Source organism: Kinneretia sp. DJ1R-11, assembly GCF_025717595.1.
Classification (GTDB): domain Bacteria; phylum Pseudomonadota; class Gammaproteobacteria; order Burkholderiales; family Burkholderiaceae_C; genus Paucibacter_A.
Map to the genome: position 1 here is coordinate 101,597 of NZ_JAJIRR010000003.1, position 19,611 is coordinate 121,207.

A 19,611-nucleotide genomic window follows, 5' to 3' on the forward strand; every position below is an offset into this window, starting at 1 on the left:
AAGAGAATGAAGAAGCTCATCGCTACGCTGCTGACCACCCTGTCTCTGGGCATGGGTCTGGTCTCCGGCGCTCATGCGGCCGCAGGCGGCATCGAGTGGGACAAGTTCCCCAAGGAAAAGATGACCGATATGGCCTCGTTGCAAAACGGCGCCAAGTTGTTCGTCAACTACTGCTTGAACTGCCATTCGGCAGCTTTCAATCGCTACAACCGCCTGCGTGATCTCGGCCTGACGGAAGCTCAGATCAAGAGCAATCTGCTCTTCGCTGGCGAGAAGGTGGGCGAGACCATGAAGGTCTCGATGGATGCCAAGCAAGCCAAGGATTGGTTTGGTGCCACGCCGCCCGATTTGACCGTGATCGCGCGTTCGCGCGCCGACGGTGCCAAGGGCTCGGGTGCCGACTATCTGTACACCTATCTGCGCACCTACTACCGCGACGAAAGCAAGGCCACTGGTTGGAACAATCTGGCTTTCCCGAGCGTGGCCATGCCGCACGCGCTGTGGGAACTGCAAGGTCAGCGCGCCGCCAAGTTTGCTGAAGAAACCGATCCGCATGACCACAGCAAGACCGTTCATGTCTTCAAGGGTTTCGAGCAGCTGACCCCCGGAACGCTGGATGCCCGCGCTTACGACAGCGCCGTCGGCGACTTGGTCGCTTACCTGCAGTGGATGGGCGAGCCGGCGCAAGCCCAGCGCTTCCGCCTGGGTGTGCTGGTGCTGTTGTTCCTGTCGGTGTTCACGGTGTTCGCCTGGCGCCTGAATGCCTCGTACTGGAAAGACGTGAAGTAACGTTTTTCGTCCCGGTCCCGGCGGCTGCGCGAGCGGCGGCTGGGTCCAACACGCAGTGGGTGGCTCGTCCGGAGCGCCCGCTGCGTTTGTCTTTTGTGCGGCTCACTGCAAGACTCGATGTGATCCGCAGCCTTTTCACCTGACCTCTCGGAGCCTGCCGCCATGATGGTGCTTTATTCTGGAACCACCTGCCCCTACTCGCATCGCTGCCGCTTCGTGCTGTTCGAGAAGGGCATGGACTTCGAGATCCGTGATGTGGACTTGTTCGCCAAGCCCGAAGACATCGCGCTGATGAACCCGTACAACGAAGTGCCCATCTTGGTCGAGCGCGACCTGATTCTGTACGAATCGCACATCATCAACGAGTACATCGACGAGCGCTTCCCGCACCCGCAGCTGATGCCCGGCGACCCGGTTGCCCGTGCTCGTGTGCGCCTGTTCCTGCTGAATTTCGAGAAGGAGCTGTTCGCCCATGTGAATGTGCTGGAAGGTCGCAGCCAAGCCGTCAAGGCCACCGACAAGCAACTGGAAAAGGCCCGCGCGCAAATCCGTGATCGCCTGACTCAGCTTGCCCCCATCTTCCTGAAGAACAAGTACATGTTGGGCGATGATTTCTCCATGCTCGACGTGGCCATTGCGCCCCTGCTCTGGCGCCTCGACTACTACGGCATCGACATGTCGAAGAATGCCTTGCCGCTGCTGAAGTACGCCGAGCGCATCTTCTCGCGCCCGGCTTACATCGAAGCGCTGACGCCGTCCGAAAAGGTGATGCGCAAGTAAGCGCTGAACGCAGCGAAGCGAGCACAAGAGTTCGACATGGATCAAAGCACAGACAAGGGCGGCCCGGGCAGCAGCTCGACCCGTCCCTACCTGATTCGCGCCTTGCACGACTGGTGCACTGACAACGGCTTCACGCCCTACATCGCGGTTCACGTCGATCGCATGGTTCAGGTGCCGATGGAGTACGTCAGCAACAACGAGATCGTGCTGAACGTCGGCTTTGATGCGACCAGCAGCCTGGATCTCGGCAACGAGACCATCCAGTTCAAGGCGCGGTTTGGTGGGACGGCGCGCGAGATCATCGTGCCGGTTGATCATGTGGTGGCCATCTATGCCCGAGAGAACGGTCAGGGCATGGCCTTCCCGGCTCCCGAAGCCGCTGCGCCTGCGCCCTCGGTCGTTTCGACGGCTGATGCTGAAGTCGCGGTTGCTAAGCCCCCACGCGGCTTGCGCTTGGCGGCTGTGCCTGGCGCGGAAGCGGATGCTTCGGAGTCTGCTGAGCCCGTGCAGCCGGTTGAAGCGCCCGGCGCGCCGGTGCTTGCGGCGGTCCCTGCAGCCGCGACGTCGGATTCCGGTGCGGCGGCGGGCGGAGATGATGAGCCGGACGGACCTGGCCCCAGTGGTGGCCGCCCTACTTTGACTCGAATCAAGTAAAAGTTTGATCGATCACTAGGAAAGTCGGCTATACTGGCGGGCTAGTGCCGGCTTAGCTCAGTTGGTAGAGCAACCGCCTTGTAAGCGGTAGGTCATCAGTTCGAATCCGATAGCCGGCACCAGGAAAACATGAAGACGAGTCAGCGCAAGCTGGCTCGTTTTTTTTCGTCTGCCGATTTGTCTCTCAGCGCTTCGGGCAGATCCGAGTCCCGAGTCGCCGTCTTCGACCTGCGCTCAGCCTTGCTGCTGCACCTTGATGCGTATTTGATGTGGCTGGATGCCCTGCTCGGCCAGCATCGCTTCTAAATGCGGTTGCAGATGACGGAGCTTGGCCGCCACCGCTGCGTTCGCGGCCAGCAAACTCCAACCTTCCTCGTCCACCGGGCCGGGCCGCACAAAACGGCTCAGGGTGCCGGGCAGGGCGGGCAACACCACCGCCATGCGTCGGTTCGACTCGTGCAACAAGCGCCCCAGGCGCGCCAGGCCTTCGTGTCCAGCCAGCGCGCGCGCAATCGGCAAAGGATCGGGCACCTGGCTTGTGCCGACCCCGCCGCTGCGGTGGCGGCTGGGTGGAAGAGGGCGGAAGAGCGGGCGCATCGGCCCAGTGTAGTGGCCGCCCCCGTGCTTGCGGGCTTGCCCGGGTTGCTGCGAAGCGGAAGCCGGGATGGCGAATGCTAAACTGACGGGCTTTTGTGCCTGGACTTTCAGGGAATTTGCGCGTTGGCGTGCTTGCAAGCCCGCCGCCGCGCCCCATATGGACCGGGCATTGCTCTAAAAGAACAGCAAGAAGACCAAATCTGGCCCAGTCTCGCGGCGCGAATTTCACGATGCACGCCGGCAGCGACAGCCGCTCCGAGGAGCCCGCCCTGGCGAGCTCCCGTTCAACGAACAAACCATCACGCTGCATGTTGCCCAAGCTTCTCACCCAGATTTTCGGTAGCCGCAATGAGCGCTTGCTCAAGGGCTACCGCCGCGTTGTCCAGCAGATCAATGCGCTGGAGCCTCAGTTCGAAGCCCTCGATGACGAGGCCCTGCGAGCCAAGACCAGCGAGTTCAAGGCACGTGTAGCGAAGGGCGAGTCCTTGGATGCGCTGCTGCCCGAGGCTTTTGCCGTCGTCCGCGAGGGCAGCAAGCGTGCCCTGAAGATGCGTCACTTTGACGTGCAGCTGATCGGCGGCATGGTGCTGCACGCCGGCAAAGTCGCTGAAATGCGCACCGGCGAAGGCAAGACCTTGATGGGTACGCTGCCGGTTTATTTGAATGCCTTGACCGGCAAGGGCGTGCACCTGGTGACGGTGAACGATTACTTGGCCAAGCGCGATGCCGAATGGATGGCGCAGCTCTATAACTTCCTGGGCCTGACGGTCGGCATCAATCTGCCGAATATGCAGCGCGAGCAGAAGCAGGCCGCCTATGCCGCCGATGTGACCTACGGCACCAACAACGAGTACGGCTTCGACTATCTGCGCGACAACATGGTCCACGATGTGGCCGACCGCGTGCAACGCCCGCTGGCCTTCGCCATCGTTGACGAAGTGGATTCGATCTTGATCGACGAAGCCCGCACGCCGCTGATCATTTCCGGCCAAGCCGATGACCAGACCGATGTGTACCTGGCCATCAACAAGGTGGCTCCGCAGCTGAAGAAGCAGATTGGTGAGCTCGACCCGCGCACGGGTGAGGGCGTGATCGAACCCGGTGACTTCACCGTGGACGAGAAGTCACACCAGATCTACCTGACCGAAGACGGCCACGACAACGCCGAACGCCTGCTGGCCGAGACTGGCCTTCTGCCGGAAGGCGCCAGCCTGTATGACGCGGCCAATATTTCGCTGATGCACCATATGTATGCGGCCCTGCGGGCCCACCACATCTATCACCGTGACCAGCACTATGTGGTCCAGAACGGTGAAGTCACCATCGTTGACGAGTTCACCGGTCGCCTGATGACCGGCCGTCGCTGGAGCGATGGCCTGCACCAGGCCGTGGAAGCCAAGGAAGGCGTGGCGGTGCAGAGCGAGAACCAGACCCTGGCCTCGATCACCTTCCAGAACTACTTCCGCATGTACGGCAAGCTGGGCGGCATGACCGGTACGGCCGACACCGAAGCCTACGAATTCCAGGAAATCTACGGCCTGGAAACCGTGGTGATCCCGCCCAACCGCCCGACGCAGCGCCGCGACGAGCTGGACCTGGTCTACAAGACCAACAAGGAAAAGTTCGAAGCTGTGGTGCGCGACATCCGCGACTGCCATGAGCGGGGCCAGCCGGTGCTGGTGGGCACCACCTCGATCGAGAACTCCGAGCTGATCTCGGCCTTGCTGAGCAAGGAAAAGCTGCCGCATCAGGTGCTGAACGCCAAGCAGCATGCCAAGGAGGCTGAGATCGTCGCCCAGGCTGGCCGCCCCGGCGTGATCACCATCGCCACCAATATGGCGGGGCGTGGTACTGACATCGTGCTGGGCGGCAACGTCGAGAACCAGGTCAAGGTGATCGAGGCCGACGCTGCGTTGCCGGATTCGGTCAAGGCCGAACGCATCGAAAAGCTCAAGAGCGAATGGGCCGGTCTGCACGAGGCCGTCAAGGCCCAGGGTGGCCTGCGCATCATCGCCACCGAGCGCCACGAGAGCCGCCGTATCGACAACCAGCTGCGTGGTCGTTCGGGCCGCCAGGGTGACCCAGGCTCCTCGCGCTTCTACCTGTCGCTGGACGACCAGTTGATGCGCATCTTTGCGGGTGACCGCGTGCGCGCCATCATGGACCGCCTGAAGATGCCCGAGGGCGAGGCCATCGAGGCCGGCATCGTCACCCGTTCGATCGAAAGCGCCCAGCGCAAGGTTGAAGGCCGCAACTTCGACATCCGCAAGCAGTTGCTCGAGTACGACGATGTCTCGAACGACCAGCGCAAGGTCATCTACCAGCAGCGCAACGACATCCTTGAAGCGGAAAGCCTGGTTGCCCAGATTGCCAATCTGCGCGCCAGCAGCCTGACCGATGTGGTACGCACCTTCGTCCCGGCCGAGAGCTTGGAGGAGCAATGGGATCTGGCCGCCCTGGAGCGCGTGCTGCGCGACGAATGGCAGCTCGACATCGCCCTCAAGACCCTGGTCGAGAAGAGTGACGCCATCACCGACGAGGAAATCGTCGAAGCCGTGGTCAAGGCCGGCGATGTGTCCTTCAACGAAAAGATCGAACGTGTCGGCATCGACCAGCTGACGCCTTTCATGCGCATGGTCCTGCTGCAAAGCATCGACCAACACTGGCGTGAGCATTTGGCTTCCTTGGACTATCTGCGCCAGGGCATCCATCTGCGCGGTTATGCCCAGAAGAACCCCAAGCAGGAGTACAAGCGCGAGGCGTTCGAGCTGTTCTCACAGTTGCTCGATGTGGTCAAGATGGAAGTCACGCGCACCTTGCTCAATGTGCGCATCCAGTCCCAGGAAGAGGCCGACCGCGCGGCTCAAGCCCTGGAGGCACGGGCCGATCAGGTCAGCAATGTCACCTACACCCATCCCAACGAGGATGGTTCGGTGTCGCAAGACCCGGCCGATGGCTTCGATGTCTCCAAGTACGGCCATGTCGGCCGCAACGATCCATGCCCTTGCGGCAGCGGCAAGAAGTTCAAGTCCTGCCACGGCAAGCTGAGCTGAAGCCGACGCCGGCTGCGCTGATTAGCTTCTGGAAAAACGCCCCGCTCCCGGGGCGTTTTTTTTCGCCAGCGCCGGCTTACCCCTGAGGCCGCCTAGAGCCATCCTTCTAAATGCCCGGTTTTCCCGTGCATTTCACACGAGCCCGCGTCTGCGGCACCGAGTCGGGGGGGCGACTCCCCTGGACCCATCCCCTAGCATCTAGCCCTAGATTGAAGTGGTTCTTGATTGGACTGGCCCTGCCGGTTCTGCAAGTCAAAAAGTTTCGAACCGAGGGTGAATGTGATGCGTACAAAAAAAGCAGCTGTTGCGATGGTTACTCTGGCTGCCGGCTTGTTGAGCCTGGCCTCCCAGGTGCACGCCGGTCCGGTGACTCAGCTGAGCCTGGGTGCCGGCGGTGAGTTCGCCAACAACGCCATCCGCACGCAGGGCGGCGAGGCCTTTTCCGACGCATTCCGCACCCTGACGCTGAGCTCGGACCGCTTGGTCAGCGGCAATCTGCTGACTCAGGCGACCATGGCCGTGGATGTCGCCGAGGTCTATTTGGTCAAGCTCAATGCACAAGGGCAGGCCGATATGAGCACCCGTCGCAGCTTCACGGAGCAGTTGGCTGTGGACTGGTCCCAGGCCGACTATGGCGCCGAGCAATGGAGCCTGGCTCCGGTTTTGCTGAGTGCCGGCACCTGGGAATTGCGCGTCAGCGGCGATGTGCTCGGCGGCAAGCATGGCGCGGCCTACTCCGGCCGTTTGCAGACTGGCAACAGCGTGCCCGAGCCGCAAACCCTGGCCTTGAGCCTGGTCGCGCTAGCCGCCATGGCCGGCCTGAAACGCCGCCGTCAGCAGGCCTGAGCTGCGTCGCATAGCACTGCCCCTGAATGAATTGAACGAGAAAGACAGACCATCATGTTCGCTTTCAACAAAGTCCTCAGCGCCCTCGCATTGACCCTGGTGGTCGGCGGTGCGGCAGCTGCAACACAGAGCATCAAGTTCGTCGGCACCAACGGCGATCTGGCTCTGAGCACCTCTTACATCGACAGCCTCGGCGTGCAACGTGGTTCCAGTGACTACAGCACCGGGGCCTTGCGCTTTGAGACTGCGGCGGGCGCCAGCTTCTACGCTTACTGTGTGGAACTGGCCCAGGACCACGCCAGCAGCCGTCGCGGTTTTCAGACCTATACCGAAGGCAGCTTTGGCAGTGCTGAAACCAAGCTGCTGCAAGGGCTGTTCGCCACCAGCTTCAGCAGTTCGTTGAGCAACACGCAGCAGGCCGCCTTCCAGACCGCCGTCTGGGAAATCACCCATGAAAGCGCTGGCAACGCCCTGAATGTGGCGAACGGCCAAGGTGCCTTTTTCGTCAAGGCCTTGAGCAACGGCAGCGGCACGGACAACAGTGACTTTGTGGCCAGCGTCAACGGCTATCTGCAAGCTGCACTGGGCTATACCGGCCCGGACCTCTACACCATCACCAAGCTCAGCAACGGCACCTATCAGGATCTGTTGACTGTGTCCGCCGTTCCGGAGCCTGGCAGTTTGGCCCTTTTGATGGCCGGTCTTGGCGTGGTGGGGTTCATGGCGCGGCGTCGCCAGCGTTGACCCGAAGTCGCAGCGCTTCACGCGCTTCGTGGTAGCAAGGCCGGTCTGCAGACCGGCTTTTTTTCGTCTGGCAGAGGCCTTGACCTTGCGGACCAACAAGAAAGAGGTTGAAGCGTTTGCCGCCGGCGCCTGCCTTGTCTCTTCAGCTTCGAACGCGACGCCGCAGTTTTGCAGCTGCGCATGGTTGCGATAGCAGCATGCGCCCATGCCGCTGCCGCACTTCAGCGCATGAAAAAACGCGCTGTGCGCGGACAAACAAAAAGAGCTCCCGAAGGAGCTCTTGTCGCTTGCAGCGCAGGACGGGCTTGGTGATCAGTCGGTCTTGCGGCGGCGGGCGATGAAGCCAATCACGCCCAGGCCCGCCAGCAGCATGGCAAAGCTGCCCGGCTCCGGCACGGCCGAGACCAGCGGCGAGTAGCCGATTTCCAGATTGCTCTTCAGGCCCAGCGCGATCAGCTGGCCTTCGAGATGACCGCCGCCCGTGCGTTGCTCGCCACCGTAGACGAGGGCATTGGGCGCCAGAATGCTGCCGCCCACGAAGCTGCCCACGGTCAGGTCGGTGGCCTGGCTGAAGTTGAACAGCACGTTGGCGTTCAGTGCGTCCAGCTGGGTGGCTGGGTTGCCCCAGGCGTCCAGGCCGCCGATGGCGACGTTCTGGGTCAGCTGGCCGCCGGCGAATAGCACGGCGTCGCTGCCGGTGTAGTTGATCAGCACGGTGGCACCGGCCTTCACGCCACTCAGACTCAGATTGCGGAAGGTGGCGGTGTTGACGTTGAAGACCTCGAAGTCGGCACCGGTGCCGATGAAGCTGATGCCGCTGACGACCTGTTTGCCGCCCTGCGTGTAGCTGCTGATCTGGGTGCTGCCGGTGGCGCTGAGGCTGCCCAGCTGGCTGGCCGTGTTGCGCAAGGTGCTGGCGGCGGCATTGAAGTCAATCACACCGCTCTGCTTACGCAAGTCCAGGTCGGCTGCCGAGCCGGTCTTGCTGCCACCGTAGACGCCGTAGCCATTGCCGTACTGGCTCAGGCTCTGGTCCCAGTAGGGCAAGTGCGAGCCCTTGGTCGAGTCCACGCCGGCCGGGGCGTTGCTGTAAATGCGGCCGCCGTTGTAGCTCACATTGCCGCCCACCACCAGCGCCGGGCCGGTGACTGTCGAGGGCGTGCGGTAGTTGATCGACAGGCCCGAGGCGTTCAAATTGCCGGCGACGGCCAGTCGGCCTTCGATGTCATTGGCCGCGTCGACATTGCCCAGGATGAAGGCACTGAAACCCTTGGCCGGGCCAAAGTCGATGGTGGGGATGGCGTGGGCGGCGCTGGTGCCCCACAGCAGCATTGCCGCGGAAACCAATTGAATGCCACTCTTGAGCTTGATCGTCGCTTGCTTCACTTGAATCCCTTGTTTTGTGTTGGGCAATCCTGCAATAAGAAAGGTTTTGCAGGCCAGGGAAATTCTATGAAGCGGGCCGTTCTCAGGGTATCCCTGGGCTCAAGTGGTATTTCATTGGTTTGTGCGCTTTGCACGAATCGGTGCGAATTGGAGTCGCCATCCCCTCACCGTCAAGGCAGCAGATAGCTGGTCTTCACGCTGCTGAAGAACTCGGCGGCGTAGCTGCCTTGCTCACGCGCACCTTGGCTCGACGCCTTGCGGCCGCCGAAGGGCACGTGGTAGTCGACGCCGGCGGTCGGCAGGTTCACCATCACCATGCCGGCCTGTGCGTGCCGCTTGAAATGGCTGGCATGCTTGAGCGAGCGGGTGCAGATGCCGCTGGACAGGCCAAAGGGGGTGTCATTGGCCAAGTCCAGCGCGTGCTCGTAGTTGTCGGCCGGAATGACGCTGGCCACCGGGCCGAAGATCTCTTCGCGGCAATGCTGCATGGCGTTGTCGCAGTCGGCGAACAGGGCGGGGCTGAGGAAATGCCCGGGAGTGTCCCGCTTCAAGAGCTCGCCGCCGCAGACCGGGCGGGCGCCTTCGGCGCGGGCCATGGCGATGTAGCGCAGGTCCTGGTTCAGCTGCTGCTCGTCGATGACGGGGCCGATCTGGGTGTCCGGCGCGAGGGCGTGGCCGACCCGCAGCGCGCGGGTGGCCTCGGCCATTTTCTCGACAAACTGGGCGTAGACCGCCTTGTGCACGATCAGGCGCGAGGCGGCCGTGCAGCGCTGGCCGGTCGAGAAAAATGCGCTTTGCACCGCGCAGTTCACGGCCAGGTCCAGGTCGGCGTCGTCCAGCACCACCCAGGGATTCTTGCCGCCCATTTCGAGCTGGAACTTGGCGCCGCGCTGCACGGCGGCCTGGGCCACCCGGGCGCCAGTGCCGACCGAGCCGGTGAAGCTCAAGCCCTGCACGCGCGCGTCGTCGAGCATGGCCTGGCCAACCACCGCGCCCGGGCCCATCAGGAGCTGGAACACACCCGCCGGCAGCCCGGCGCGACTGATGATCTCGCTGAGTGCCCAGGCCGTGCCCGGCACCAACTCGGCCGGCTTGAACAGCACGGCATTGCCAAACGCCAGGGCCGGCGCGATCTTCCAGGCCGGAATGGCTGCGGGGAAATTCCAGGGCGTGATCAGGCCCACGACACCCAAAGGCTCGCGGGTCACTTCCACCTCGACCCCGGGTCGCACCGAGGCCAGCTTGTCGCCGCGCTGACGCAAAGCCTCCTGCGCGAAGAACTTGAAGATGGCAGCAGCCCGCGCCACTTCACCGATGCCTTCCACGCGCGTCTTGCCTTCTTCGCGCGCCAGCAGCTCGCCCAGTGCGTCCTTGCGGGCCAGCAGTTCCTGGCCGATGGTGTCCAGTGCGTCGGCTCTTTGCTGCGGTGTCGACAGGCCCCAGGCTGGCGCCGCGGCGGCTGCGCTGGCGAGGGCCAGCTCCACCTGGGCAGCATCGGCCTGGCTGTAGTGACCGATCAGGTCCCGGGTGTCCGAAGGGTTGATGTTGGCGCGCTGGCTGGGGCCTTCCAGCCATTGGCCGGCGATGTAGTTGGCGTAGGGGCTTGGGTTCATGTGGGTGGAGTGCAGGGTTGCTTTTATCTGGAATATTATAAATATATTAAATCAGATTGATGGTTGCCGTGGTCTGTGGATCAAGCCGGGGGAGGCTGTACCGCCGGCTCCGTCAGCTGGTTCAAGGCGCGCGCCAGGCTGCTGCCGCTGGGTTTGTCGACAAAGACACAGCGTTTGCCATGTCGCTTGCAGTGGTCCTTGACCCGCCAGTAGGCGTCATGGCTGATGCAACCGGTCTGGCAGATCACCAGGTCGGCGGCGGCCAAGCTGGCGTCGAGCTTGGCGACGGCGTCCTCTTCGCCGCCGTCGTGGTGCAGGAAGCGGCCGCCGGTGCCTTCGATCAGCTGGCGGTAGATGGGCACCACGCTGGGCCGGCCGCCGACGCAGAGCACAGCGCGCTCTCCAAAGTTGGGGGGCGCGCCGGGAGGCTGGAGTGTGGACACCATCTCAGCTTCAAGCTGTGTGGCCGTCTGTAGGCGCTGCAGCTCTGCCTGGCTCTCACGCTGGCGTTGCTCGGCTCGGGCTGCGTCCTGGCGGGCGCGCAGCAGTGCGCGCTCCAGATCCTGGATGCGCCTGAGTTGATGGCGGATCTGCTCGGCCTGCTCCTGGCGGTGGCGCAGGCCCGGCGCGGCGGCTTCCAGGGCCTGCATGTCTTCACGCAGGCTGGCCAGCAAGGTGTCGCGGCCCAGCAGCTGGGCGCGCAGCTGCACCAGCTCGGCGGCCTGGCGCTCCTGCGCCGCGGCGCGCTCCTGCAGCACCCGCTGGCTGCGCTGCTGCACGCGCGCCAGCTCGGCGGCCAGCACGGCGTTTTCGTCGGCCAGGGCTTCCAGCCGGCCCAGATCGGCGCGGTTGGCGGCGCCGACCTGGTGCTGCAGCATGTGGATGTCGCGCAGCACCTGTTCCTGCAGGCTGTGCTCGCAGCGAGCATGGGTCAGGGTGGCCCAGAAGCAGGCGGCCGTATCGAGCGGCGGCTCGCCCTCGCGCAGGGGCTGGCCCTGGGCAGCCGCGGCCCACCAGGCGGCCAGGGCCAGGGTGGTCTTGCAGGCGGCGGCCAGGCGCAGGGTGCGGATGAAGCGCTGGTCCAGCTCGCGCTGCAGCAGCTCGGCCAGATCGCTGCGCTGGCCGCAGGCGTCGATGGCCAGGCAGTGCAGCTCGTAGTCATTGGCATGCGGCTTGATGCCGGGCAGGCGTCCCATGCGCCGCCGCAGCAAGGGCATGGGCAGGCAGACGCCGATCACCGGGCACAAGGCCTGGCTGGGCAGCTCCCAGAGCCGGCGTCTTCGCGAACCCAGAGCTGGCATTTCGGCGTTCAGGATTGCCGCAACAGGTTTCGCCGTCGGCGTGCTTGCCAGACCTGGTTTCAGCCTTGCGCTGCGGCTGCGATCGGCCTCGATCGCAGCCGTGAAGACATTGGGCGAGTTACACATGGCCGTCTCCAGGTCGGCGGACCTGGCCGACAGCGATATGTTCGGGTCGGGTGGTGGCCGTGGCAGAGAGCAGCGGTGAGGTAGGCAGCATGGTCGTGTGTCCTTGCGTTGGCCCGGGCCAAGAGGCCGAAGGCAATGAACGGGCACGGGCTGGCGCGAACCATGGCTGGCTGGTGCGGGGCCTCAAGGCGACGGGCGACGGGCGAATGCCCCTGCTGGGCGCCTGAGGCTGCAGAAAAAATAAAAGAACGGGAGCGTGCTGGGACAGCGTCCGAGTGAGGGCGGCGCTATTTGGTCAGGATCAGCTTGCCCAGAGAGGTCAGGCGCAAGCGATAGATCTGGCCCGCGTGTTCGATTTCGACTTCGCGGCGGTCCGCCAGCAGAACCTGGCTGCTCAATCGCGTGGGTTTTCCCAGAGGAGAACTGTTGGCCACAGGCCCGGCTATGGGTTCAGCCGGGCCTGTGGGCAGATCTGGGCTTGCGGCCAGCAGGCTTGCGGGGCTTGTGTGAGTTCGCATGGTTGCATATTAAATGAGAACGATTCGTAATTGCAATATTGATCTGAAGTTTCTTTCCCGTATCCCGGCAAAATCACGCCCGCGGCAGAAGAGGGCGGGTCGCTGAGTGCAAACGCGAGTCCTTGAGTCCGGCGGCGCGGACGCTTGCAACTGCCCGGGCTTTGTGCCCTCACAATGGCGTCTGCCGTCTCAGTTCGCTGCCGCTCTACCTGCTTGAAAGGAACCCGCCATGAAGGGTGATGCCAAAGTCATCGACTATCTGAACGCCCAGCTCAAGAACGAGCTGACCGCCATCAACCAGTATTTTCTGCACTACCGCATGCTCAAGAACTGGGGCCTGGAGCGCCTGGCCAAGCATGAGCACGACGAGTCCATTGAGGAGATGAAGCACGCCGACAAGCTGATCGACCGCATCCTGATGCTGGAAGGCCTGCCCAATCTGCAAGACCTGGGCAAGCTCTACATCGGCGAGAACGCGGTCGAGGTGCTGCACTGCGATCTGAAGATCGAGGTCGGCTCCCACCCGTTGCTGAAGGAAGCGATCGCATATTGCGAGAGCGTCCGCGACTACGTCTCTCGCGAGGTGCTGGTCAGCATCCTGGAAGACACCGAAGAACACATCGACCATCTGGAAACCCAGATCGGTCTCGTCGCACAACTCGGCGAGCAGAACTGGCTGCAGTCGCAAATGTCTTGAGCTGGTGCATGTTTGAGGCCGGCCGCTCCGGGAGGAGTGGTCGCTTCAAAGCCCGAATGAAGCAAGCCCCCTAAAGTCCAGGGGTTCTTGTGATGGCGATTGAGAAGTGTTCGCATTTGCGATAGAGTGGGCTGGTCCTTGAACGCCAGGCCTGCTCTGCCCAGGCCACCGCCACGCGCCATGATTGTCTGCCTCTGCCACCGTGTTTCCGACCGCGACATCCGCCGCCAGGTGGCCGACGGCGTGCACAACTTTGACGTGCTGCAGGACGAAACCCGGGTGGCCGCCGCTTGCGGCAGCTGCCTGGATTGCGCCCGCGAGGTGTTCGACGAAGCGCTGGCCCAGCCTACCTGTGCCGCCCGCTGCGGCGGAGCGCCTTTCAAGATGGACGGCGGCAGCCAGCCGCTGCGCCGCATGACGGTGCGCCCGGAGTTGCTGTTGCCTTGAAGGGGCGGAGCGGGGCGGCCGCGTTTGCGGTCTGTGAACCGTTGAACAGGCGGGTGGGGGCGGTCGCCTGATTGTCTTGATTCCGTCGAATCACTGACAAGAGCGCGTCATACGGGCTGCCTAGCATGGCCAGCTCATGAGCCCTGCCATTTCACCCGTCTGCGAGAGCCGCCTGCCTGATGCGCCCCTCTCGCGAGCGATGCAGCTGGGCTTCCTGTCCCTGGCCACCTTGCTGCTGGTGCTGGCCCTGGCCGTGCGCGGCTCCGGCCGTGAGCCGCTTTGGCTGGCCCAGCTGCAGCCCACGCTGGCGCAGTTCTCGCCCACGCTCTGGTCTTTGCTGAGCGTCGCCGGCCTCGGTTGGGCGGCCCTGGGTTTCGTGTCTGTGCAGAAGCCGGCCCTGGCCGAGCGCCTCTGGCCTGCCAGCTTGTTCGCCCTGCTGCTCGGTGGCTTGCTGGCCCAGGTCCTGAAGAAATGGATCAATGCGCCGCGCCCGCCCTCGGTCTTGGACGCAGGCGAGTTGTGGGTCACCGGAGATCCGCTCTACTTCAACGCCATGCCTTCGGGCCACTCGGCCACTGCCGCGACCTTGGTCTTGCTGATTTGGGCGCTGGCCCGGCCGCCGCGCTGGGGTCAGGTCTTGCTGATCTGGGCTGCGGTGTCGGTCGGCCTGGCGCGCGTCGGCGTTGGCGCGCATTGGGCCAGCGATGTGCTGGCCGGGTGGGCGCTGGGCTTGGTGGTGGGACTGCTGGCGCTGCATGCCGTGCCGCGTGCGCCGCGTTGGATGCAAGGCGTGCGGGGCGTGCGCGGGCGTGCAGCTGTGGGCTTGCTGAGCGGCTGTGTGCTGGCGCTGACGCCCTGGGGCTACCCGCTTGCCGAAGCCGGGCAATGGCTGATGGGCTTGTGCCTGATTGCCGCCGCCGGCTGGCAGCTCTGGCGTCATGGCCAGCTCGCGCGTCCTGCTGCCCTGCTGCGCGTGCTCTTGGGCCTGGTGCTGCTTTTGCTCTTGCTCGCCTGGGCCGCGCCGCAAATCGATCTGCAGCAATGGCGCGCCACGCTCGCCCGCGTTTCGGCTGCCGATTGGTTGCTGGCCGCCCTGGCCCTCTTGCTCAGCCTGGGCCTGCGCGGCTGGCGGGTGCAGCTGGAATGGCGCGCGCGGCGCGAGCAGAGTGGCTTGCCCACGGCATCCTTGAGTTACGGCGCCAGCCTGCGCCTGCTGCTGCTGCACACCCTGGCCTTGAACTGGGCGCCGCTGCGCAGCGGTGAGTTGGGCTACCTCTGGCTGGCTCAGCGTCAGTATGGCGCCACCGCCGGCGAGGCCCTGGCCAGCCTGGTCTGGCTGCGCCTGCAGGACTTGTTGGTGCTGGCCAGCTTGAGCCTGGCCGCGTTGCTGGCCTGGTGGCTGGGGCAGGGCGCAGCCCTGGCCTTGTTGATCAGCGCCTTCTTGTTTCTGGCGGGCTCGGCGTTGTTGAGCGCACTGCTTGGGCGGCTGGCGCTGCAGCACGGCGCTGCGCCCTCCGGCCGCTGGCAGCGCCTGCGGGGCGCGCTGGCTCAGGCACCGTCGCAGGGCGCCCAGCGTCCGATAGCCCTGCTCAGCCTGGCCAACTGGTGGCTCAAGCTGGCGGCGCTGGGCGGCTTGCTGATGGCCTTGCTGGACAGCTCAGCGTTGCAGGGGCTGCTGGCCGCGATTGGCGGTGAGTTGGGCGGCATGTGGCCGATTCAGGCCACCGCCGGCCTGGGCAGTTATGAGGCTGGCGTGGCTGGCGTTGCCGCCTGGCTGGGCACCGAGCTGGCCCTGCCGCTGATTCTGGCCGCCGCCCTGGCGGTCCACGGCTTGGCTCTCTTGCTCAGCACGGCCGCCGGCCTGCTGGTGCTGCTTTTCTACGGACTGCCGGCGCCCGCGTCGGCCGCCACTTTGCGAGTCGCATGACGATGAATCCACCTACTTCCCTGGTTCTTGATCCGCCGCTGGGTACAGCGTCGGTCGGCGAGCCCGCGCTGGCGGCTGCACTCAGCAAGCCGGCCCTGGCTCTTGAGCCGCTGCCGGCGCACCGGCTCAGCGTGGTCGTGCCCATGTACAACGAGCGCGAGAACGCCGCGCCCTTGATCGACGCGGTGCAAGCCGCGCTGGCGGACTATGGCCAGCCTTGGGAGCTGCTGGTGGTGGACGACGGCAGCCGCGACGGCACGGCAGCCTTGCTGAGCCAGCACGCCCGCCGCGTCGGCCCGCACATCCGAGTCATCCGCCTGGCGCGCAATTTCCGCCAGACCGCGGCCATGCAGGCCGGCATCGATGCGGCGCGTGGCGATGTCATCGTCACCATGGACGGTGACTTGCAAAACGATCCGAGCGACATCCCGCGTCTGGTCGAGCGCCTGCTGCGTGAAGAGCTGGACCTGGTGGCCGGCTGGCGCCAGCAGCGGCAAGATGGGCTGTGGCTGCGCAAGATTCCATCGCTGCTGGCCAACCGCTTGATCCGCAAGATCACCGGCCTGCAGTTCCAGGATCTGGGCTGCAGCCTCAAGGCCTTCCGCGCGCCCGTGCTCAAGCAGGTGCGGCTGTACGGCGAGATGCACCGTTTCATTCCCGCCTGGCTGGCCACGGTGACTGCGCCCGAGCGCATGGCCGAGGAGCCGGTGCAGCACCATGCGCGCCTGCGCGGCCAGTCCAAGTACGGCATCTCACGCTCGCTGCGCGTGGTGGTCGATCTGCTGGCCGTCTTCTTCTTCCTGCGCTTCGGGACCCGGCCCGGGCATTTCTTCGGCGTGCTGGGCCTGGGCGTGATGATGGTGGGCATGGCCCTGCTCAGTTATCTGGGCGTGCTCAAGCTGCTGGGTGAGTCGATTGGCGGCCGACCGCTCTTGCTGCTGGGCTTTTTCTCGATTCTGGGCGGCCTGCAGTTCCTGACCACAGGCGTGCTGGCCGAGCTCTTGATGCGTGTGTATTTCGAGGGCCGCCAAGTGCGGCCCTACCAGCGAGCCCTGCACAGCGCCGACGGTGACCCCACGCCCGAGCGCGGCTGGAGCCAGACCGCGCCATGACGGCACTCGCTCCACAGCGCTTCAGCCCGCAGGCCTGGGGTCTCTGGGCCTTGGCCATTGCGGCGCTGTTTCTGCTGCGCCTGGGCGCGGCACCGCTGTTCGACGTGGACGAGGGCGCGTTTGCCGAGGCCTCGCGCGAGATGCTGGCCAGCGGCGACTGGCTGCACACCACGCTCAACGGCCGCGATCGTTTCGACAAACCGATCGGCGTCTACTGGCTGCAGGCCAGCAGCCTGGCCTTGTTCGGCGTCAATGAATTTGCGGCGCGCCTGCCCTCGGCCCTGTGCGGCCTGGGCTGGGTGTTGGCCCTGGCCAGCTTTGCCCGGCCGCGCTTCGGCGATGCGACGGCGATGTTCGCCGCCACGGCCCTGGGCAGCAGCCTGGGTGTGCTCTTGATCGGGCGCGCGGCCACCGCCGATGCGCTGCTCAACTTGCTTTTGGTGCTGACCTTGCTGGACCTGTGGCGGCATCTGGAGTCTTCGGCTGGCCGGCCCTGGGCCTTGCGCCGCGCGGCCTTGTGGGCAGGCTTGGGCGTGCTGACCAAGGGGCCCGTTGCGGTCTTGATTCCCTTCGCCACCTTGATGTTCTGGCTGTGGCGCCAGCAGGGCCTGCGTGCACTGCCGCGCGCGGTTTGGCGGACCCTGGCCGAGCCCGGTGCGCTGGCGCTGTTCTTCCTCGCCTGGGCGCCCTGGTATGCCTATGCCTTGCAGCGCCACGGCTGGGCCTTCATCGATGGCTTTTTGCTTCAGCACAATCTGCAGCGCTTCAGCTCACCGCTGGAGGGCCATGGCGGCGGACCGCTGTACTACCTGCTGATGCTGCCTCTGCTGAGCCTGCCCTGGACGCCGCTGCTGGCTGCGGCCTTGCTGCAGATCCGCCGGCATTGGCAGCAGCCCTTGCCGAGCTTTCTGATTTGCTGGGCCGGCTTTGTGCTGGTGTTTTTTTCGCTTTCGGGCACCAAGCTGCCGCACTATGTTCTCTACGGTCTGACACCTTGGCTGCTGCTGGGCGCGATGTCCCTGAGTTCGCCGCTGAGCCGCGCCTGGCGCTGGGCCTTGGCCCTATCGGCTGCAGTTTTGGCCGTACTGCTCGGCGGGCTGATGGCGGCCGCGGCCTCGGGGCGGCTGACGGCGGGAAAGGCGGGTTTGTATGCTGAGCTGATCAGCGCCGCGCCGGCCTTGCCCAGCTTCGCGCCTGGGTTGTTGGGGCTGCTGCTGGCGATGCTGCTTCTGTTGTGGCTGTGGCCGCGTCTGAGCCTGCCGCAGGCCGCCCTCGCTACGGCGCTGCTCTTGGGTGGCCTGCTGGTGACGGTGGTGGTGCCCTGGTGGGGTCAGGTCTTGCAGGGACCGGTGCGGGCAGCTGCCCTTCAGGCGGCGCAGCGAGATGCTTCATTGCCCGGCCAGGTTTGGCTCTGGCGCAGCCAGACACCGAGCTTTGGTTTTTACCGCCAGCAGTCCACGCCGGGCCTGCCCGAGCCGCGGGCCGGTGACTGGGTGTTCACCCGCGCCGATGAGCTCAAGAGTGCGCCGCCGAGCGCGGCCTACGAAATCCTGCGCCCGGGCCCGGGCTATGTGCTGCTGCAGTGGATGGACAAAGGCGAGCGACCATGAAGCAAGTCTGGAACAGCCCCCGGGCGCGTCATCGTGAGATGCGGGCGTTTGCCCTGTGTCTGGCTCTGTGCTTGGCGCTGTTCGCGGCCTGGCCCACACTGGACCTGAGCCTCAGCCGATCCTTGTACGCCGGACAGTTCGTCCACGCGGACAAAGCCTGGGTGCGGGCTTTGTACGAAGGCGTGCCCTGGCTGACCCGGGGACTGGCGCTGTTTCTGATCTTGCGCTTGCTGGCCGGGCGCTGGCGCCTTTCGCGCCCGCACTGGCGGCGCTTGTGGGTCAGCCTGCTCCTGTTGGTCTTGGTGGTGGGTGCCCTGGTGCATGGTCCGGTCAAACAGTTCTGGTCGCGGCCGCGTCCGGTTCAGGTGCTGGAGTTCGGCGGCAGCGAGGCTTACAGCCCGCCCTTGGCGCCGGCCGGCCTGAACTCCGAACGCAAGCGCTATTCATTCGTCAGCGGCCATGCGGCTTCTGGATTTGCTTTGCTGGCGCCGGCCCTGTTTGCTGCCCCGGCACGGCGGCGGTGGTGGGGCCGTGCGGCCCTGGGCCTCGGGCTTTTGATCGGACTGGGGCGCATTTTGCAAGGCGGTCATTTTCTCAGCGATGTGCTGTTTGCCGGTCTGTTGGTTTGGGGCTCGGCCTTGCTGATCCGCCAGCTTTGGCTGCTGGGCGGCCTGCGGCGCGTGCGTGCGCCGGGGCCCCGGGCCTGGATTCAGAGTTTGAAGAAGAAAGCGGTATGACACGAGTTTCGAAACGCCTGGTAGCCAGCTTGGCCATGCTTCTGTGGGGCGCCCAACTGCCTGCCCATGCCGAAGAAAGAACCGCGCTCAAATCCATGGCCGTGGGCGGCAGCCTGATGAGCTGGGCCTGGCTGGCCTGGCAGGGTGCGCCTATCGACTCGGCCTTGTGCACGAATCAGGGCCCGCGCGGCCTGCGTTTCGAAGCGACCAAGGACCGCGAACTGCACGCCGCCAGCCTGGGCTGGCGCCTGGGCGAATGCACGGCCTGGCGCTCGCAGGCCCTGGCCCTGCAGCTGGCGCCGCGCTTGCAGCTAGGCGCCTGGCAGGCCCGCCAGGGCGAGCCGCGCCACCTTGTCGATGCGGCCTTCATCCCGGCCCTGCGTTGGGACCTGGGAGCGCCGGCGGCGGGCCTGCGCCTCGATCTGGAGCTGGGCATCGGCGCCGGCTTCATCAGCCACAGCCGCATCGGCGCGCGCCAGAAGAGCACGAACTTCCAGTTCTTCGACGTCATGGGCCTGGGCCTGCGCAGCGCCGATGCACGCTGGCGCTTGAGCTTGGACTACCGCCATGTGAGCAATGCCGACATCCGCAAGCCCAATCAGGCGGTGGACCTAGTCGGCTTGAGCCTGGAAGTCCCCATGCCTTGAGTCCCCTGACCGGGCCACAATGCAGCC

18 protein-coding genes, 1 tRNA gene and 1 pseudogene are annotated in these 19,611 nt (G+C 64.9%); 15 read left to right on the forward strand and 5 right to left on the reverse strand.

Features of this window, described 5'->3' with window-relative positions:
- Positions 1 to 6: 6 nt before the first annotated feature.
- The 4 genes from LNV23_RS07175 to LNV23_RS07190 all read left to right on the forward strand — a co-directional run bounded on the left by LNV23_RS07175 (position 7) and on the right by LNV23_RS07190 (position 2,345).
- Positions 7 to 789: a cytochrome c1 gene (locus tag LNV23_RS07175; protein ID WP_263518645.1), complete on the forward strand. Its 783-nt coding sequence runs from the start codon at positions 7 to 9 to the stop codon at positions 787 to 789.
- Between the two features lie 162 nt (positions 790 to 951).
- Positions 952 to 1,569: a glutathione S-transferase N-terminal domain-containing protein gene (locus tag LNV23_RS07180; protein WP_137941068.1), complete on the forward strand. Its 618-nt coding sequence runs from the start codon at positions 952 to 954 to the stop codon at positions 1,567 to 1,569.
- 36 nt (positions 1,570 to 1,605) lie between these two features.
- A complete protein-coding gene (locus LNV23_RS07185; RefSeq protein WP_263562350.1) occupies positions 1,606 to 2,223 on the forward strand; it encodes a ClpXP protease specificity-enhancing factor in 618 nt (205 codons plus the stop codon).
- 46 nt (positions 2,224 to 2,269) lie between these two features.
- Positions 2,270 to 2,345, forward strand: a tRNA-Thr gene (locus LNV23_RS07190).
- 112 nt (positions 2,346 to 2,457) lie between these two features.
- Here the strand turns inward: LNV23_RS07190 and LNV23_RS07195 are convergent.
- Complete coding sequence (locus tag LNV23_RS07195) at positions 2,458 to 2,820, reverse strand: hypothetical protein (RefSeq protein ID WP_263562351.1); 363 nt, start codon at positions 2,818 to 2,820, stop codon at positions 2,458 to 2,460.
- A 308-nt stretch (positions 2,821 to 3,128) separates the two neighbouring features.
- On the opposite strand from LNV23_RS07195, the pseudogene secA reads away from it, so the two are divergent.
- The 4 genes and pseudogenes from secA to LNV23_RS07210 all read left to right on the forward strand — a co-directional run.
- Positions 3,129 to 5,750: pseudogene (gene secA / locus LNV23_RS07200) on the forward strand (preprotein translocase subunit SecA); the annotation flags it as partial.
- Positions 5,751 to 5,753: 3 nt separating this feature from the next.
- On the forward strand, positions 5,754 to 5,873 hold the full coding sequence (locus tag LNV23_RS24070; RefSeq protein WP_411910557.1) for an SEC-C metal-binding domain-containing protein: 120 nt from the start codon (positions 5,754 to 5,756) through the stop codon (positions 5,871 to 5,873).
- 309 nt (positions 5,874 to 6,182) lie between these two features.
- Positions 6,183 to 6,719 (forward strand): FxDxF family PEP-CTERM protein, encoded by a 537-nt coding sequence (locus tag LNV23_RS07205; RefSeq protein ID WP_263562353.1) that lies wholly within the window; start codon positions 6,183 to 6,185, stop codon positions 6,717 to 6,719.
- A 54-nt stretch (positions 6,720 to 6,773) separates the two neighbouring features.
- A complete protein-coding gene (locus tag LNV23_RS07210; protein ID WP_263562354.1) occupies positions 6,774 to 7,463 on the forward strand; it encodes a PEP-CTERM sorting domain-containing protein in 690 nt (229 codons plus the stop codon).
- A gap of 312 nt (positions 7,464 to 7,775) precedes the next feature.
- Here the strand turns inward: LNV23_RS07210 and LNV23_RS07215 are convergent, their stop codons facing one another.
- The 4 genes from LNV23_RS07215 to hemP all read right to left on the reverse strand — a co-directional run bounded on the left by LNV23_RS07215 (position 7,776) and on the right by hemP (position 12,287).
- Positions 7,776 to 8,849 (reverse strand): choice-of-anchor A family protein, encoded by a 1,074-nt coding sequence (locus LNV23_RS07215; RefSeq protein ID WP_263562355.1) that lies wholly within the window; start codon positions 8,847 to 8,849, stop codon positions 7,776 to 7,778.
- A gap of 170 nt (positions 8,850 to 9,019) precedes the next feature.
- The gene (locus tag LNV23_RS07220) at positions 9,020 to 10,462 is read right to left on the reverse strand and encodes an aldehyde dehydrogenase family protein (protein WP_263562356.1); all 1,443 of its coding nucleotides are present in this window, start codon (positions 10,460 to 10,462) and stop codon (positions 9,020 to 9,022) included.
- An 80-nt stretch (positions 10,463 to 10,542) separates the two neighbouring features.
- Positions 10,543 to 11,889 carry a DUF2325 domain-containing protein gene (locus LNV23_RS07225; RefSeq protein ID WP_263562357.1) on the reverse strand — a complete coding sequence of 449 codons (1,347 nt, stop codon included), beginning with the start codon at positions 11,887 to 11,889 and terminating at the stop codon, positions 10,543 to 10,545.
- 287 nt (positions 11,890 to 12,176) lie between these two features.
- The gene (gene hemP, locus LNV23_RS07230) at positions 12,177 to 12,287 is read right to left on the reverse strand and encodes a hemin uptake protein HemP (protein ID WP_411910550.1); all 111 of its coding nucleotides are present in this window, start codon (positions 12,285 to 12,287) and stop codon (positions 12,177 to 12,179) included.
- A gap of 349 nt (positions 12,288 to 12,636) precedes the next feature.
- Here hemP and bfr point away from each other — a divergent pair, with 349 nt between their 5' ends.
- The 7 genes from bfr to LNV23_RS07265 all read left to right on the forward strand — a co-directional run bounded on the left by bfr (position 12,637) and on the right by LNV23_RS07265 (position 19,584).
- The gene (gene bfr, locus LNV23_RS07235) at positions 12,637 to 13,104 is read left to right on the forward strand and encodes a bacterioferritin (protein WP_263562358.1); all 468 of its coding nucleotides are present in this window, start codon (positions 12,637 to 12,639) and stop codon (positions 13,102 to 13,104) included.
- Between the two features lie 180 nt (positions 13,105 to 13,284).
- Entirely contained in the window at positions 13,285 to 13,551 is a 267-nt protein-coding gene (locus tag LNV23_RS07240) for a (2Fe-2S)-binding protein (RefSeq protein WP_263562359.1), read from the forward strand.
- 136 nt (positions 13,552 to 13,687) lie between these two features.
- Positions 13,688 to 15,478 (forward strand): phosphatase PAP2 family protein, encoded by a 1,791-nt coding sequence (locus LNV23_RS07245; protein ID WP_263562360.1) that lies wholly within the window; start codon positions 13,688 to 13,690, stop codon positions 15,476 to 15,478.
- Positions 15,479 to 15,480: 2 nt separating this feature from the next.
- Positions 15,481 to 16,590: a glycosyltransferase family 2 protein gene (locus LNV23_RS07250; protein ID WP_263562361.1), complete on the forward strand. Its 1,110-nt coding sequence runs from the start codon at positions 15,481 to 15,483 to the stop codon at positions 16,588 to 16,590.
- On the forward strand, positions 16,587 to 18,200 hold the full coding sequence (locus tag LNV23_RS07255) for an ArnT family glycosyltransferase (RefSeq protein ID WP_263562362.1): 1,614 nt from the start codon (positions 16,587 to 16,589) through the stop codon (positions 18,198 to 18,200). Before LNV23_RS07250 ends, LNV23_RS07255 begins: the two co-directional genes overlap by 4 nt.
- The gene (locus LNV23_RS07260; RefSeq protein ID WP_263562363.1) at positions 18,197 to 18,937 is read left to right on the forward strand and encodes a phosphatase PAP2 family protein; all 741 of its coding nucleotides are present in this window, start codon (positions 18,197 to 18,199) and stop codon (positions 18,935 to 18,937) included. The genes LNV23_RS07255 and LNV23_RS07260 overlap by 4 nt, the downstream gene beginning before the upstream one ends.
- Positions 18,934 to 19,584: an acyloxyacyl hydrolase gene (locus LNV23_RS07265; protein WP_263562364.1), complete on the forward strand. Its 651-nt coding sequence runs from the start codon at positions 18,934 to 18,936 to the stop codon at positions 19,582 to 19,584. Before LNV23_RS07260 ends, LNV23_RS07265 begins: the two co-directional genes overlap by 4 nt.
- Positions 19,585 to 19,611 lie beyond the last annotated feature (27 nt).

Bases quoted from the DNA above. Each gene is read 5' to 3' on its own strand.
- LNV23_RS07255 (WP_263562362.1), top strand. From the start codon at position 16,587: ATGACGGCACTCGCTCCACAGCGCTTCAGCCCGCAGGCCTGGGGTCTC.
- LNV23_RS07225 (WP_263562357.1), bottom strand. From the start codon at position 11,889: ATGTGTAACTCGCCCAATGTCTTCACGGCTGCGATCGAGGCCGATCGC.
- LNV23_RS07245 (WP_263562360.1), top strand. From the start codon at position 13,688: ATGAGCCCTGCCATTTCACCCGTCTGCGAGAGCCGCCTGCCTGATGCG.
- LNV23_RS07265 (WP_263562364.1), top strand. From the start codon at position 18,934: ATGACACGAGTTTCGAAACGCCTGGTAGCCAGCTTGGCCATGCTTCTG.
- LNV23_RS07260 (WP_263562363.1), top strand. From the start codon at position 18,197: ATGAAGCAAGTCTGGAACAGCCCCCGGGCGCGTCATCGTGAGATGCGG.
- LNV23_RS07180 (WP_137941068.1), top strand. From the start codon at position 952: ATGATGGTGCTTTATTCTGGAACCACCTGCCCCTACTCGCATCGCTGC.
- LNV23_RS07210 (WP_263562354.1), top strand. From the start codon at position 6,774: ATGTTCGCTTTCAACAAAGTCCTCAGCGCCCTCGCATTGACCCTGGTG.
- LNV23_RS07250 (WP_263562361.1), top strand. From the start codon at position 15,481: ATGAATCCACCTACTTCCCTGGTTCTTGATCCGCCGCTGGGTACAGCG.
- LNV23_RS07205 (WP_263562353.1), top strand. From the start codon at position 6,183: ATGGTTACTCTGGCTGCCGGCTTGTTGAGCCTGGCCTCCCAGGTGCAC.
- LNV23_RS07195 (WP_263562351.1), bottom strand. From the start codon at position 2,820: ATGCGCCCGCTCTTCCGCCCTCTTCCACCCAGCCGCCACCGCAGCGGC.
- bfr (WP_263562358.1), top strand. From the start codon at position 12,637: ATGAAGGGTGATGCCAAAGTCATCGACTATCTGAACGCCCAGCTCAAG.
- LNV23_RS07240 (WP_263562359.1), top strand. From the start codon at position 13,285: ATGATTGTCTGCCTCTGCCACCGTGTTTCCGACCGCGACATCCGCCGC.
- LNV23_RS07185 (WP_263562350.1), top strand. From the start codon at position 1,606: ATGGATCAAAGCACAGACAAGGGCGGCCCGGGCAGCAGCTCGACCCGT.
- LNV23_RS07220 (WP_263562356.1), bottom strand. From the start codon at position 10,462: ATGAACCCAAGCCCCTACGCCAACTACATCGCCGGCCAATGGCTGGAA.
- LNV23_RS07175 (WP_263518645.1), top strand. From the start codon at position 7: ATGAAGAAGCTCATCGCTACGCTGCTGACCACCCTGTCTCTGGGCATG.